At 55.1% G+C, this 14,467-nt stretch carries 13 protein-coding genes; 6 read left to right on the top strand and 7 right to left on the bottom strand.

The features are described 5' to 3' along the window. Nucleotides 1-11 precede the first annotated feature (11 nt). The 4 genes from MED297_RS08785 to MED297_RS08765 all read right to left on the bottom strand — a co-directional run bounded on the left by MED297_RS08785 (nucleotide 12) and on the right by MED297_RS08765 (nucleotide 4,171). Nucleotides 12-884 (bottom strand): SMP-30/gluconolactonase/LRE family protein, encoded by an 873-nt coding sequence (locus MED297_RS08785; protein ID WP_008044152.1) that lies wholly within the window; start codon nucleotides 882-884, stop codon nucleotides 12-14. Next, entirely contained in the window at nucleotides 881-1,357 is a 477-nt protein-coding gene (locus MED297_RS08780) for a BamJ family beta-barrel-assembly machinery protein (RefSeq protein ID WP_008044151.1), read from the bottom strand. The genes MED297_RS08785 and MED297_RS08780 overlap by 4 nt, the downstream gene beginning before the upstream one ends. Nucleotides 1,358-1,655: 298 nt before the next feature. Next, complete coding sequence (locus tag MED297_RS08775) at nucleotides 1,656-3,395, bottom strand: DEAD/DEAH box helicase (RefSeq protein ID WP_008044149.1); 1,740 nt, start codon at nucleotides 3,393-3,395, stop codon at nucleotides 1,656-1,658. A gap of 254 nt (nucleotides 3,396-3,649) precedes the next feature. Further along, a complete protein-coding gene (locus MED297_RS08765; protein ID WP_008044148.1) occupies nucleotides 3,650-4,171 on the bottom strand; it encodes a DUF4826 family protein in 522 nt (173 codons plus the stop codon). Between the two features lie 254 nt (nucleotides 4,172-4,425). On the opposite strand from MED297_RS08765, the gene pepD reads away from it, so the two are divergent. Both pepD and MED297_RS21210 read left to right on the top strand, forming a co-directional pair. Further along, complete coding sequence (gene pepD / locus MED297_RS08760; RefSeq protein ID WP_008044147.1) at nucleotides 4,426-5,889, top strand: beta-Ala-His dipeptidase; 1,464 nt, start codon at nucleotides 4,426-4,428, stop codon at nucleotides 5,887-5,889. A 1-nt stretch (nucleotide 5,890) separates the two neighbouring features. After that, nucleotides 5,891-6,925, top strand: coding sequence for a helix-turn-helix transcriptional regulator (locus MED297_RS21210; protein ID WP_008044145.1), 1,035 nt, complete (start codon nucleotides 5,891-5,893; stop codon nucleotides 6,923-6,925). Here MED297_RS21210 and MED297_RS08750 read toward each other — a convergent pair. Then, the gene (locus tag MED297_RS08750) at nucleotides 6,907-8,169 is read right to left on the bottom strand and encodes an MFS transporter (RefSeq protein ID WP_008044143.1); all 1,263 of its coding nucleotides are present in this window, start codon (nucleotides 8,167-8,169) and stop codon (nucleotides 6,907-6,909) included. The genes MED297_RS21210 and MED297_RS08750 overlap by 19 nt on opposite strands. A gap of 99 nt (nucleotides 8,170-8,268) precedes the next feature. Here MED297_RS08750 and MED297_RS08745 point away from each other — a divergent pair, with 99 nt between their 5' ends. Both MED297_RS08745 and selD read left to right on the top strand, forming a co-directional pair. Continuing rightward, nucleotides 8,269-9,186, top strand: a complete 918-nt coding sequence (locus MED297_RS08745) for a LysR family transcriptional regulator (protein ID WP_008044142.1) — start codon at nucleotides 8,269-8,271, stop codon at nucleotides 9,184-9,186. Nucleotides 9,187-9,244: 58 nt separating this feature from the next. After that, nucleotides 9,245-10,276, top strand: a complete 1,032-nt coding sequence (selD, locus tag MED297_RS08740; RefSeq protein WP_008044137.1) for a selenide, water dikinase SelD — start codon at nucleotides 9,245-9,247, stop codon at nucleotides 10,274-10,276. Nucleotides 10,277-10,312: 36 nt separating this feature from the next. Here selD and MED297_RS08735 read toward each other — a convergent pair whose 3' ends face one another. After that, the gene (locus MED297_RS08735; RefSeq protein WP_008044136.1) at nucleotides 10,313-11,455 is read right to left on the bottom strand and encodes an alpha-hydroxy acid oxidase; all 1,143 of its coding nucleotides are present in this window, start codon (nucleotides 11,453-11,455) and stop codon (nucleotides 10,313-10,315) included. A 262-nt stretch (nucleotides 11,456-11,717) separates the two neighbouring features. Between MED297_RS08735 and MED297_RS08730 the strand changes: the two genes are divergently transcribed. Further along, nucleotides 11,718-12,482: a hypothetical protein gene (locus MED297_RS08730; protein WP_008044135.1), complete on the top strand. Its 765-nt coding sequence runs from the start codon at nucleotides 11,718-11,720 to the stop codon at nucleotides 12,480-12,482. 20 nt (nucleotides 12,483-12,502) lie between these two features. Here the strand turns inward: MED297_RS08730 and MED297_RS08725 are convergent, their stop codons facing one another. Then, a complete protein-coding gene (locus MED297_RS08725; protein ID WP_040557064.1) occupies nucleotides 12,503-13,396 on the bottom strand; it encodes a LysR substrate-binding domain-containing protein in 894 nt (297 codons plus the stop codon). A gap of 113 nt (nucleotides 13,397-13,509) precedes the next feature. Between MED297_RS08725 and MED297_RS08720 the strand changes: the two genes are divergently transcribed. Beyond that, nucleotides 13,510-14,340 (top strand): pirin family protein, encoded by an 831-nt coding sequence (locus tag MED297_RS08720; protein ID WP_008044133.1) that lies wholly within the window; start codon nucleotides 13,510-13,512, stop codon nucleotides 14,338-14,340. Nucleotides 14,341-14,467: the final 127 nt, after the last annotated feature.

Here is a 14,467-nt window from a genome sequence, read left to right as displayed (position 1 = left end):
GCAGGTTTGTATCAGGCCGTGCCGGAATCGACCACACAGCGTATTACGACAGAGCCGCGAACATTCGTTTGCAGGGTCAATACGCTGCCATTTTCAGCGGGCGCATCGTCCGGCATGCCCTGACGTGCCGTGGTAATTACCAGTGTCTTAAGGTCTTCCCCGCCAAACGCAACCATGGTCGGTTGCTGAGCCGGCAACGGGATCGATTGCAGTTTTTGTCCCATTGGGCTGATGACCACAATCTGAGCGCTGCCGTACATCGCGACCCAGAGGTTGCCCTCGATGTCCGTCGCGGCGCCATCGGGAAACTCATCCTCCGCGCAAGTATAAAACACCTCTTTTGGACCGAGTTCACCTGAGTCGAGAATGGCTTGTCGGTGTATGCGTTGCGTGGGCGTGTCAGTGACATAACACCAGCTCCCATCGGGGGAGCAGCACTGAGCATTGATAATGGTGTATCCGGTCTCGATGACCTGACTGGACATTCCTTCGGGTCGCCAGTGAAAGCGGTAACGTACACCAGTCGGCTGTTCACCGTCACCGATGGAACCAATGACCAGATCGCCATTAGGTAACACGGTACCGTCGTTAAAGCGCTGACCTGTTTGGCCGGCTTCCGGATCGATCAGAAACTCGGTCTCAGCATCAAAGTCTGTTAATCGATACAGCCCAGCCGAGCTGCTGAGAATCATGCTGTTATCGGTGGCAAACGCAAAGCAGGCTGGCTGAAACGGAAAGCGACGTGCGTCGAGTTGCCCTGAGGCCTGATAGCGATAAAGCGTCTGACCGGTAATATCGACCCAGTACCAGGCTTGCTCCGGTTCATGCCAGCGCGGACATTCCCCCAATGCCATATCGAGTGTTGCCAGTGTGCGCACTGTCATGGGTTTATTTTCAGCAGTTCGACTTCAAAAATCAGCACTGAGCCAGGCGGGATGGCGCCAGCGCCGCGATTGCCATAGCCCAGTTCACTTGGAATCGTCAGACGGAACTTGTCGCCTTCTACCATTAATTGCAGACCTTCGGTCCAGCCTTTGATGACCTGGTTCAAGCCAAAGGTGATGGGTTCACCGCGCTCTACAGATGAATCAAAGACGGTGCCATCGACCAGCGTGCCGTGATAGTGCACCTGAACGCGATCAGACGCTTTGGGATGTTCAGAGCCGTTACCGCTGGTGAGCTTTTCATATTGCAGGCCGGACTCGGTTGCTTCTACGCCGACCGTTTTCAGATTGTCCTGCAGGTAGCTCTGCCCCTGTTGCTGATTGAACTGCGCTGTTTCACTGGATTGGCGGGAACGGAAAAGAATGACAATGATGACGGCGATGATAAACACCGCGAGAATGACTTTGCCCATGGCTGACTTCGCTTTCAGAGTTGAATTGGGGCTATGGTAGCGCCTGGCATGAAGCAGCGAAAGGCGGATCATCGGACTTGGTAAAAAGAAACGGCCCTGGCGGGCCGTTACAGTTTGTTGATAAGCCCCGCCGACAAAAAGGTAGCTCTCAAATGGATCGCTGCAAGTATCGTCGTGATACGCTCGACGAAAACATCCTTGTTTTCGACGTCCATTTGAGAGCTACCTTTTTTTCGTCTCGAGTTCTGTGGTGGTTATATCATCAACCTAAAACGGCCCTGGCGGGCCGTTAAGAAGATCAGGATTGTCGTCGTGGGCGATCACCACCGCGACGTGGCTTGCGATCGCCACCGTCGCGTCGTGACGGTCGGCGATTGCCGCGATCTTTACCATCTTTCGGAGCTTCGTCTTTCCAAACGCGCAGGTTCAGAGGACGACCTTTCACGCGGGTCTTTTTCAGCTGTTCAAAAATTTCAGTCGGCATACCGTCTGGTAAATCGACCAGAGTGAAATTTTCTTTGATATCGATGTTATTAATAAACTTGCCTTCGATACCACCCTCATTGGCGATGGCGCCAACAATGCTGCCCGGTTCAGCGCGGTCACGGCGGCCCACATCTAACCGGTACGTAATGGCGGCGTAGTCGAGGTCTCGGCGACGGTTTCGGCTTTCACCTCGGGTGGGTCGGTCTTCCCGGTCACGACGCGGTCGTGGCTCAGGGTCTTTCGGCAGCTGCAATGGTTTATCTTCCTGAGCCATCAATGCCATCGACGCGGCAATGTCGAGCAGTGAGTGTTCACCTTCATCAACCCAACTGGTGATCATGGCTTTGAAGTAATCCAGCTTGTCCGCTTCGATGTGTTCGACGACGGTGCTCTTGAACGCGGCGGCCCGGTGCTCACCCAATTTTTCAGCAGACGGCATTGGGTAATCGATCAGTTCGGACTTGGTGGCGCGTTCAATGTCCCGGATGATGCGTTGTTCGCGTGGTTTGCAGAACAGGATCGCCTTGCCACTGCGGCCAGCCCGGCCGGTACGCCCGATACGATGGGTATAGGTCGAGACATCACCGGGAATATCCCAGTTGATGACGTGAGTAATGCGCTCAATGTCGATGCCGCGCGCAGCAACATCGGTGGCAATAATGATGTCCAGTTTGCCTTTTTTCATGGCGCTGAGAATGTCTTCCCGCTGTTTCTGGGCGACTTCACCACTGAGCGCGGTTGCCGCATAACCGCGGGCGGCCAGCTTTTCTGACAGGAACTGACATTCAACGCGGGTACGGACAAAGATGATGATGGCGTTCCAGTCTTCTATTTCCAGAATTCGGGTCAGACCGTCGAGTTTGTCCAGTCCGCGCGCACGCCAGACCAGTTGTTCGATCTGCTGCAGTTCACTGTGACTGGCTTTGATTTCAATTTTAACCGGGTCTTTCTGGTACTGATCGGTAATGCGTTTGATCTGATGCGGCATGGTGGCCGAGAACAGCGCCGTCTGTTTGTCTTTGGGCGTATGTTCCAGAATCCAATCGATGTCTTCAATGAAGCCCATTCGCAGCATTTCATCGGCTTCATCGAGCACCAGGTGTTTTAAGTCGGACAAGTCGAGCGTGCCGCGTCGTAAATGGTCCATCACCCGGCCTGGTGTGCCGACGATGACCTGTGGGTTTTGTTTCAGCGCGCGCAGCTGGTTGCGCATGTCAGCACCACCGTAGATTGGCAGTACATGGAAGTTGTCGACGCCACGGGCGTAAGTCTGGAACGCCTCGGCCACCTGAATGGCCAGTTCGCGCGTTGGGCACAAGACCAGGGCCTGCGGTTTGTTTTTTGTCGTGTCGATTCGGCTTAACAGGGGCAGTGAAAAAGCCGCGGTTTTGCCGGTGCCGGTCTGCGCAAGACCTAACACATCGTTGCCGTCCAGCAGTTGCACAATGGCTTGGCTCTGGATAGGCGTCGGCGTCTCATAGCCGAGGGAATCAAGGGTTTTCAGAAGCACAGGCGCAAGGCCCAGATCTGCAAAAGTCAGGGATTCAGACATTCAATTTTCTCAAAATAAAAAGTAGTGTGCCCGGGCTCACAGGCACGGGTGCTTGGTCTCACTGAGCGGCATCGTCATCGCTCAGGACATTAACGGTGTCATCACCGTTGCGAAGGTGGGTCAGACTGCGCCCCAGGTCGCGACAAAACGCGATTTTGAAGATTCATATGCTCTGGTTGAGCTCACAATTGCAGGCTGGGTCACCCCGGCGGCGCGGAGTATACAGATTTGGTTCGGGGTTGTCTGTTTGTTTTTTACTCAGGTTCGGCAGGCGATTCGGGTTCATCGATCGGTAGCGTTGGGTTGACGGCTACATGGGTCCACAAATGTTCCGAGTCAACCCAGCGTTTCAACCGGTTGGCGCGATCTTCAATTAACGAGCCGATCGCCGGACGCTGCTCAATATGGGCAATGCGGAAGTCTCCGTAATCGTCGCCGGCTTTAAGATAGCTTGCGGCCCGTAGCCATTTTGCAACGAAATGGTCGAGAATGGCGCGTGGGTCGCCACCTGAGAAATAGTTTAATGGCGCGATGTCGGTTGGGTGATCACCGGCGATACCAAACCAGCCATCAAACCCAGGGGTTCCCAGGCTGGGTATTTGCCATAGGGAAGTCCGGGGAATGACACACCAGTAGGGTTCGGTTGGCAGGCGGCCGTGCACCATGTTGCGGGCATCGAAGTAATGACGCAGGTCGCTGCGGCGTTCTTCCAGCCACAGTCGGCGATTAAACTTGTTTTTGTAGTCGGTTTCGACTGGGGGTTGCGCTTTATTCATATACCTGCGTGACAACAGCCTGTTGAGACAATACGCGTTCTCTCCCGGATACGACCAGTGTCCGGCACAGAACAGCGGTAGCATAGCACCGAAAATCTTGAAACTGCGAACGGATTGGCAGGTTGGCCGTGGTCCAGGTCCGGATTTACAGTCAGGGGCTGTTTCGGCGGCAGCAATTTGACGCTCAGAGGTTGCCCTGAACAGATTGTGCGCAGTAAGCTTGACGGCCGATTCACAGATTTAGCAGTAAACTCATGAAGCCCTCTCTCTATCCGACTCAACCTGAGCACATCTGGTCACATTTTTATGAAATCACCCGTATCCCTCGCCCTTCCGGGCAAGAAGCGGCGATGCGTGACTACATTATCGGTCTGGCTGACGAGCGTCAGTTGAAGACACAGGTTGATAATGCAGGCAACCTGGTGGTGTATGTGCCAGCATCGGAAGGTTTTGAAGCGGCTCCGGTGGTTGCGATTCAGAATCATATGGACATGGTGACCGTCAAAACGGCCGAAACCGAGCATGATTTTAAAACCGATCCCTTACAACTGACCGTAAACGATGGCTGGCTGAAAGCCACCGGGACCACACTGGGTGCCGATAATGGTATCGGTGTGGCCGCTGCACTGGCGGTGATGACCGATCCATCGGTCATTCATCCGCCTTTGGAGTTGCTGTTCACCACGGAAGAAGAAACCGGTTTGTACGGTGCCAGCGGTCTTGATGCCAGTCTGCTCAGTGCCACGCGGTTGCTGAACCTGGATACTGAAGACTGGGGTGAAATCTACATCGGCTGCGCCGGTGGCTACGGTTATGAAGCCAGCCGCGAACTGATGCCTAAACTGCCGACACCGGGGCTGAAACCTTACCTGTTGCACTTGAAGGGGCTTTCCGGTGGGCACTCTGGCGTTCAAATCCATGAGCAGCTCGGTAATGCCAATAAGTTATTGGTGGAACTGCTTACCGAAGCGTCGGATCTCACGTGGCAAATGGTCAGTTTCCGCGGCGGCGTGGCGCATAACGTCATCGCCCGTGAAGCCAGTGCGGTGATTATGATCGATGACACTCAAATCGGCCTTTGGGAAGATCGCCTGTCGCAGGCCAAAGCCCGCTGGAATAGCTATTTGCCAGAAGTGGACAAAGACCTGCATTGGGTTTTTGAGCCGGCGCCGCTTGACGAGGCGATGGTGCTCAGCGAAGCGGATCAGTCGATGTTCCTGAGTCTGATTGCGATCCTGCCGCATGGCGCGCAGAGCTATAACCTGAATCAGCCAGCAGACCTGGTTGATCTGAGCTGTAACCTGGCGAAGGTGACCATTGATCATGGCGTGTTGACGGTTCAGACGAGCCTGCGATTCTTCAACGCCAAGCAATCCCTGGGGCTGAAGCAAACCATTGAACAGGTCTTCGAAACCTTTCACCTGGCTTGGAAAAACATTCTCGATTACCCCGGATGGAACCCAAACTTTGACAGCGCTCTGGTCGCCTTAACCAAGGAGGTGATGGAGAAGCAGACCGGTTACACCGCAGAGTTGAAAGCCATTCATGCCGGCTTGGAGTGTGGCATTTTGCTCAGTAAAAAAGCCGATATGGATGTGGTCAGTATGGGTCCGACCATTCGCGGAGCGCACAGCCCATCCGAACGGTTGCAGATCGATACGGTTGAGCCCTTCTGGCAAACATTGGTCACGCTGTTGTCGGAACTGACCCGACGCTAAGATGACCAGCCCGTCTGCGATGTTGATGATGCTGTCTGGGATCACGCTGGGCTGCATCGTCATGCTGGTCTTGGCTGTGGCGAAAGACTTTGTCCGGCTGAGGGTCGGACAAATTTTTCTGTTGCTGCTGCTGTCCACCACCGTGTTCGTGCTCGATCCCTGGCTTCCCGCGGTTGCCGCTCCGTTCAGTAACCTGTTCATGTCCTCGATTCCGGCCCTGTTCTGGTTGTTTTGCCACCATGCGTTTGGTGATAACCCAACGCTGCCTAGGCCTTTGCTCATCGTTGCCCTCTGGACCGTGGCCGGGCCCGCTTTATTGTTGTTCATGACGGCCTCTCAGCTGGGACTGTTTCTGTTCAAACAGGTTCCTTCCTGGGGCGAGTACCTGCTGATCGGTGCCGGTCTGTGGAGCATCGTTGAGCATTGGAGGAGTGATTTGGTGTCGTCGCGCCGGCGGCTTCGGGCGGTTGTCGTGTCCTTGACCGGAGTCACCATCCTGTTGAATGTGATTTCGGTGAACTTTGGCTTTGGGAGTGAGCTGTTTCAACGAGCACTGGTCATGTTGTGTCTCATTGGTATCGGTTCGCAGATTCTTCAGGTCCCCCGGGGCCTGTTATTCGGCAGCCTGCCGCCAAACCCGACACCGGAACTGACGACGGTCGCTGACGACAAAACCCAGCGTATCCAGCAGCAGTTACAGGCTTTGCAGCAGCTCATGAGTGCGGGGTATTACCGACGCGAAAAACCCACCATTGCCGAATTAGCGGGCGAGCTGGGTTTGCCGGAATACGTTCTGCGATCGTTGATTAATGAGCATTTGGGTTTTCGTAACTTTAATGCCTACATTAATGACTGGCGGATCAACGAAGCGAAAACCCGGCTGCGGGAGCAACCGGATACGCCGATCATGAACGTTGCACTCGATCTCGGCTATCGAACGCTGAGTTCCTTCAACCGTGCGTTTAAAGAGCGGGTGGAGCAGACACCTACTCAGTTCCGACAAGGCACGGGTGCGCATCAGGCCTCAGGCGACTGACTCGGTGCCAGCGAGGCATCGTTGAGCGTTGTGCGTGGCCGACATCGCCAAGCATTGACGCAACGGAACACGGCCAAGATCATCAGCCCGACCGCCAGGCTTTGCCAGACCACGGCGATACCCAAATGCTCGATCAGCCAGGAAAAGCCAAATGCGGATACCGCACCTCCGAGCTGCATGATCAGACTGACCACTGACTGCATGGTCGAGCGAACCTCATCCTGTGTGTGCTCATTGGTGATGACCTGGGCCGGTATGTTGATGCACACCAGGACCGCAATGAACAGGCAGTAAAACAGAGCAAACATCGGTACGGTGTCACTGATGGCGAGAGTCCACAGTAGAGGCGCAACGATCACCAGAAGTAAGGTCATGGTCGTACTCGCTGAGATGGATAACCGTGATGACAGGGCTGAAAAGAGCGCAGGCCCGATGGCGGCACTGATGAAATATCCGGTGGCGATCCAGCCGAAAAGCGCGTAGCCCTGACCGTCCAACAATGCGTTTAACCGGGGCTGCCAGTAGGCTTCCATGTTTGATAGGATCAGGCCGAATGCAAAACCAACCATGAGTACAGAGCGCAGAGCCTGACTGCCCCGTGCGAGTTGCACGGCGGTCTGAATCTGACCCATCACGGTTGGCGGCTGTTCAGGTTGAACAACCGGATCGCCTTCGCGAAACAACCAGGGCAGTAACAGTACGTGGATGCTAGTGATGGCGGCAGCTACAAACAGGTTGGCGCTGGTGGGCGCTAACGGTGATAGGAGTTCGGTGAAAAGCGTCGGCAGGTAGCCTCCGGCCAGCGCGCCGACGGCAATACTCAACGCATTGATCGCCTGGAACCGACCGAGCAGCTCAGCCAGGCGATCGCCTTGACCCTGCCGCCGAATCTGCTCAACTTCCCAGGCACTGACCGAACCGGACTCCAGGGCGCGGGTTAAGCCCAAACACAGCATGGCCAGCAGCACCCAGACAAAGCTGGTGGCCAGTGCTGCGATGATTAATCCGACGATGCTGACCAGTTGCGATAGGCGAAACACCCGGATGCGACCGTGCAGATCAGCCGTGGCGCCGAGCGGCAGTTCCAACAGGGCTGCACTGAGGCTGAAGGTACCGAAGGCGACACCGACCTGCCACAACGCCATGCCCTTCTCAACCATGAACAGCGTAATGACACTGAGTAATAAGCCCTGGCTCAGGCCTTGAACGCTGTAGTGAATGCTCAGTCTTGAAATGAGGGACATCGGAACTCCTTTTCGGTGATGGTTGTTATCGCACAGGTTAGGCGTTACCTTATTTAAATTGTAGGTTTGTATAAGTTAGGTTTTTTAAACTAAAAGTTTATGAAAATCGAATGGATAGAATGTTTGGCCGAAGTCCGGGAGCTGGGTAGCTTTACCGCGGTCGCGCGTCAACGCGGGGTCACCGCCATGGCCATCAGTAAGCAGATATCAGCATTGGAACAGGCGCTGGGAGACGCGCTCATTCAGCGTAGCCGTCGCGGTGCCTCGTTAACGGAAGCCGGCCTTCAGCTACTGGATCGAAGTGCCGGGTTGCTGCGTGAGCGACAACAGCTGTTTAGCTGGGTTGAAGGGCGGCACGGTGAGCCCTCGGGCACGTTGAAAGTGCTCTGCCTGGAAAGTGAGTTGGTGAACCTGACGCTGACGCCCTGGATGGGCGAGTTTATGCGCCGGTATCCAAAGCTGACCGTACAGCTGATTCTGGTACCGCATTTCCAGGAAATCGATATCGATCAGGCGGATATCTTTTGGGCCTTCGGCAAGTACCTGGGGCATGTGCATCCCGGTCTGAAGCAAAAACGGCTGTTGCAGACCCGTTTTGGCATTTATGCCTCGAGCCGGTATCTGGACGAGTTTGGCGTGCCGCAAACGCCGGCCGATCTCGATCATCACTGGATGATCGGTAATAACAATAACCAACCGATCGATTTTCTGGTGATCAACACCGGTGCCGATGCTGTGACAGAGGGGTTCGATGGACGACAGGTGCCGTATCGGGTCACAACGGTTACAGGGGCGATGGAGTTGGCGGAACAGGGGCTCGGTATCACCAACATGGCGGAAAGCCTGTTTACCGAGACTTACCGACGTAACTACCCGACCATGACGCCTATTCTCGAAGATTACTGGGTGGATGGCTTGGATGCCTTTGCTTATTACCATCAGGTTTCCCTGGAACAACCCAAAGTCCGGGTGTTTCTGGACTTCTTTTCTGACCGAATCGTTGAGTGGGCGCAATAAACATAGCGTGTGAGCGCTTAGACTGAGCGGAAATTTCTGCCCCTAACAGGAGTCATCGATGACCATCCGACTCACCCAATACAGTCATGGTGCCGGCTGTGGTTGCAAGCTGTCTCCGGATGCTTTGTCCGATATTCTGCGCAGCGATCTGACCTTTCCGAATGACCAGCGTTTGCTGGTGGGCAATGCCACACGAGACGATGCGGCCGTACAGGATCTGGGCGACGGGACTGCCATCATCAGTACAACGGACTTCTTCATGCCCATTGCCGATGACCCGAAAGATTTCGGTCGGATTGCCGCCGCCAATGCGATCAGTGATGTGTATGCCATGGGCGGTTCACCGTTGATGGCCATTGCCATTCTCGGCTGGCCTTTGGACAAACTCAGCACCGAAGTGGCCGGACAGGTGATGGATGGCGGTCGATCAATTTGCTGGGAAGCCGGCATTCCGCTGGCCGGTGGTCACAGTATCGACAGTCCGGAGCCGATTTTCGGTTTAGCCGTGACCGGCCGGGTTTCATTGGAACATTTGAAGCGCAACGATACCGCCCAGGCCGGTGATCTGTTGTATCTGACTAAGCCGTTGGGCGTTGGCATTCTGACCACGGCTCAGAAAAAGGATGAGTTGCGTCCAGAACATGCGCATCTGGCCGTCGATTCGATGACCCGCCTGAACCGGCAGGGCGAGGCCTTTGGGACCCTACCCTATGTACGAGCAATGACCGATGTGACCGGGTTTGGCTTAGCGGGTCACCTGCTGGAAATGTGTCAGGGCTCCGGGACGGCCGCGATCATTGACGCTCAGACGCTGCCATTGCTGGCTGGTTTGGATACTTACATCGAGCTCGGGTGTCTACCCGGAGGCACCACCCGCAACCGGGAGAGCTGTGCCGATTTACTGGAGTTGGCCTCAGAAGAGCTTGCCGCCATTGTGTGTGATCCGCAGACCAGCGGTGGCTTGCTGGTGGCGGTCGATCCTCTGTATCAGGCGGACTTTGAGCAACAGACCGGTCATGCTCTGGCACCGATCGGACGTATGATCGGGCACCAGAGTGGCGCCCGGGTGTTTGTGACGCCCGGGGTCTGACCCTCATTGCGTCATAAATGCGCCCTACACGGCGATTTAAAATGTGCCCGGCAGCAGATGATTGCGGTTAATGCGGGTAAGTTCGCGTTCACCGCAAAAGGCCATGGTCAGATCCAGTTCTTTATGGATGATCTCCAGGGCTTTGCTGACGCCTGTCTCGCCCTGAGCTCCCAGCCCATAGAGAAACGGTCGTCCGATGTAGGTGCCTTTGGCGCCGAGAGCAATAGCTTTCAATACGTCCTGGCCGCTGCGAATGCCGCCGTCCATGTGCACCTCGATTTGATCACCGACCGCATCGACAATGGCTTTCAGTTGAGAAATCGAGGACGGGGCGCCGTCGAGTTGGCGACCGCCATGGTTGGAGACGATGATGGCATCGGCACCGCTGGCCACGGCTAACTTGGCGTCTTCGACATCGAGAATGCCTTTCAGAATGAGTTTCCCGCCCCAGCGCTCTTTGATCCATTGGACATCGTCCCAGCTCAGTTGCGGATCAAACTGTTCTGCTGTCCACGAAAACAGAGAATCAACATCCGTCACCCCTTTGGCGTGACCGACGATGTTGCGGAAAGAATGGCGTTTGGTTCCGGCCATGCCCAGGCACCAGCGAGGTCGGGTCAGAATGTGGGACCAGCCTTTCAGGGATTTGAGCGGGTTAGTCGATAAGCCATTGCGAATATCTTTGTGTCGCTGCCCCAGGATCTGCAAATCCAGCGTCAGAACCAGCGCTGAGCAACCGGCGTTACGTGCCCGGTCAATCAGGTTCTGGGCGAACTCTTTGTCTTTCATGACATAGAGCTGAAACCAGAACGGAGCCTGGGTGTGTTCCGCCACATCCTCAATTGAGCAGATACTCATGGTCGAGAGAGTAAACGGCACACCGGCTTTTTCAGCGGCTCGTGCGGCTTTTATTTCGCCATCGGCGCATTGCATACCGGTCAGCCCGGTGGGGGCCAGTGCGACAGGCATGGAAGTCGGCTGACCGACCATGGGCATGGCGGTGGAACGGTTCGTCATGTCCACCGCGACGCGCTGTCGTAGTTTGATGGATTGAAAGTCAGACTCATTGGCGCGATAGGTGGACTCGGTCCAGGAGCCGGAATCGGCGTAGTCGTAGAACATTTTGGGTACGCGGCGTCGGGCCAGTTTCTGCAGGTCTTCGATGGTACAGATGGTCATGATTTACTCTCAATGATTGTTATTGTTAGATGCGATCCAGTGTCATCAGTGAAGTGCATTAGTACAAGTATTCTGTAAAGATGAACGCTCAAAAATGGGTTGAACCCCTTTGAAAGCCGCCTATGATCGGCCATACCTGTGTTTTTGGATTGGTCAGACCAATTGAGCGACTGACCTGAACCGCTGGTAGACCCTTAGCCGACAATGGCATAGTCTACGGGTCCGGTTAGCGCTAATTTCCAGAAGATGAGTGCCCATTGAAATGAAACTCGCCCTGTTCTCTGTCGTTTTACTGCTGTTTTTTGCAACGGGTGTGGTCACGCTGTTGGGCATCATTAAACGGCTCGATATCGAGCGAAAGTACCTCAATGCGCTGTTTTCTGCGTTTTTACTGGAGCTGACCGCCGCGGTACTGATCCTGTTCAGCAGTACCGATTTCTTTGCGGAATCGGGCCTGACCCCTCAGGAATCGGCTCAGATCGCTGTCATCCAGGAGTGGTTTGCCGATGCCTCACCCGATGCCATTCGGCAGCAGCTGACCGAGTGGCAATCTCAAAATCAGGAGGCGCCAGCTTCTGTCGAGTTGACGCAAGCACTGGATGAAGCCACCCAACAGGTCAGTTCTCTGGAGCGTACGCTCGAGCAGAAGCAACAGCAGATCAAGTGGCTTGAAGCCGAACTGGATACCCGGCGTGAAGCGGTTTTGCGGTTGAGTCGGTTAGAACGTCAGTTTCTCGTGCGCGTGGCCGACCTGAACAGCAAGATCAGCGAGTGGGGGTCTTCGATCAACTTCCGTTGGCAGCCCGAAGATAAACGGGATGTTGCTCTGATGCTGCAGGAGGCATTCAAGGAAATCGGCTTTATGCCCGAGCTGGAAATTCCCAATGATGACCCCCTGTTAGCGCACGATATTCTGGTCCGCTATCAACGCTCTAAAGATTTCAAAGAGGTCGGCTTTCTGACGCACCAAACGGTGGCGTTTATCGTGCAGGATTATCTGACGTCGGCCAATGCCGGGGTTAACTGAGCGTCAGTCGCGCTGGGCGATCAGATCCCTAATACGTCTGAGTCGATGCGGTCAATAAACCATTGCAGAGCCGGGCCGGGCTCGCCATTGCGCCAAGCCGCCAAAGCGATGCCGTGGTTATCGTCCAGTCGCAGACGGATCAGGTCGCTGGATTCGAGTTCTTTGCGAATGCGATGTTCCGGGAGGTAGCCGACCCCGAGTCCGGCCTTTTGCGCCGCAATTTTTTCACTCATGTTGTCCACGGAGATGGTTTGGGTACGACGTGTCCAGCCGACCGTCTGTGGGGTCATCATTTGTGTTGAGTCCGGGACGACGATGACCGGGTAGTCGTCAATCATATCTTCAGTGACCTCACTGGCGGTCTGCGCCAGCGGGTGGTCTTTCGCAACGGCGAAGGTCATGTGGAACTCACCCAGGTTTTTCTTATCGTAACCATCGATCTTCGGATTGGTGTTAGCCGGTGCCAGCAACAGGTCGGCTGAGCCGTTTAACAGTTGCTCCCAGCTCCCTGAGAGTGAGCCCTGGCGCAGGTTGATGCGAACAAACGGGTATTGCCGATTGAACTCCCTGACCAGGGGGAAGAGACAGGCAACGTCAAACAAATGATCGACACAGAGGGTCAGTTCAGGTTCCCAACCGCTGGCTACCTTTTGCGCACTTTGAGCGAGTCCGTCGATGTCACGCAAAATCAGCCGGCCCTGGTCCAGCAGCAGCTTACCCGGAGGGGTTAGCTTTGCCCGATGACCGCTGCGATCGAACAACTCAAGGTTCAGGTCCTGCTCAACTTTCTGAATGGTATAGGTCAACGCTGAAGGCACTTTGTGCAGTGCCTGTGCCGCCGCCGCGAAGCTTCCGCGCTTATCGATGGCATCCAATGCACGCAGCAGGTCCAGAGTGATGGGGTTGTGAGCCATGTGTTCAATCTTTTTGAAGGTTTCGGGCAATAGTTTCCTCTTTTTCGGTCGGTTTCAAGACCTTAAGGTGTAAGGACGGTTAAAACGAGACTGAGCGGAGGAGGTATCTGGTAATGCGAGAACGAACAGTCCGACAAGTTGCCAAAGGGGTGCCGGCGTCCGATGGTGCCGGGGTCAAGTTAACGCGGGTGATCGGTAACGCGCATGTTCGCGCCATAGACCCGTTTTTGATGCTGGATGAGTTCAAGTCAGAGGATCGAGCCGATTACATGGCAGGCTTTCCCATGCATCCGCATCGCGGCTTCGAAACAGTCACCTATTTGTTAAAAGGTGCATTCCGACACCGGGACAATCAGGGGAACACGGGCTACTTGCGACCCGGTTCTATCCAGTGGATGACCGCGGGGCGCGGAATTGTCCATGAGGAAATGCCGGACCAGGACGATGGGCCGGTCTGGGGTTTTCAGCTTTGGGTGAACCTGCCATCAAGCGAGAAGATGACGGCGCCTCGATATCAGGATGTGGAGCCGGAGTCGGTACCGGTCATTGAAACTGACAGTGGCGAAGTCCGTGTGCTGGTGGGGGAGTTTCAGGGCGTTGTCGGACCGGTGGTCGATGTCGTCACAGACCCTTTGTATCTCGATGTGCGCTTGCAAAAAACGGGCTCTGAGCAAGTCATTGCCATCTCCGGCTGCAAACAGGGCTTTGTATACCTGTATCAGGGGTCGGCCAGTATCGGAAAACAGCGTTTGGAAGAAGGGCAGTTGGCCATTCTCGGTAACGGTGATCAGCTGACACTAAGAGCGGAGTCGGACGATGCGCAAATGCTCGTAGTGGCGGGCGATCCGATTCAGGAGCCGGTGGCTCAGTATGGCCCGTTTGTGATGAACACACATGAGGAAGTAGAGCAGGCGATTCGCGACTTTCAGGACGGACGGTTCTGATCAACAGACACAAAAAAGCCGGCAGAAGCCGGCTTTTTTGTGTCAGCAGTTAAGCGTTGAATTAAGCTTTCAGCGCTTTAACTTTGGCGTTCAGGCGGCTCATAGTGCGGCTAGCCTTCGCCTTGCT

Origin of the sequence: Reinekea blandensis MED297 (genome assembly GCF_000153185.1) — a bacterium.
GTDB classification, from domain to species: Bacteria; Pseudomonadota; Gammaproteobacteria; order Pseudomonadales; family Natronospirillaceae; genus Reinekea; species Reinekea blandensis.
The sequence above is the reverse complement of the archived record's forward strand: the minus strand, read 5'-3'. Positions and strand labels throughout refer to the sequence as shown.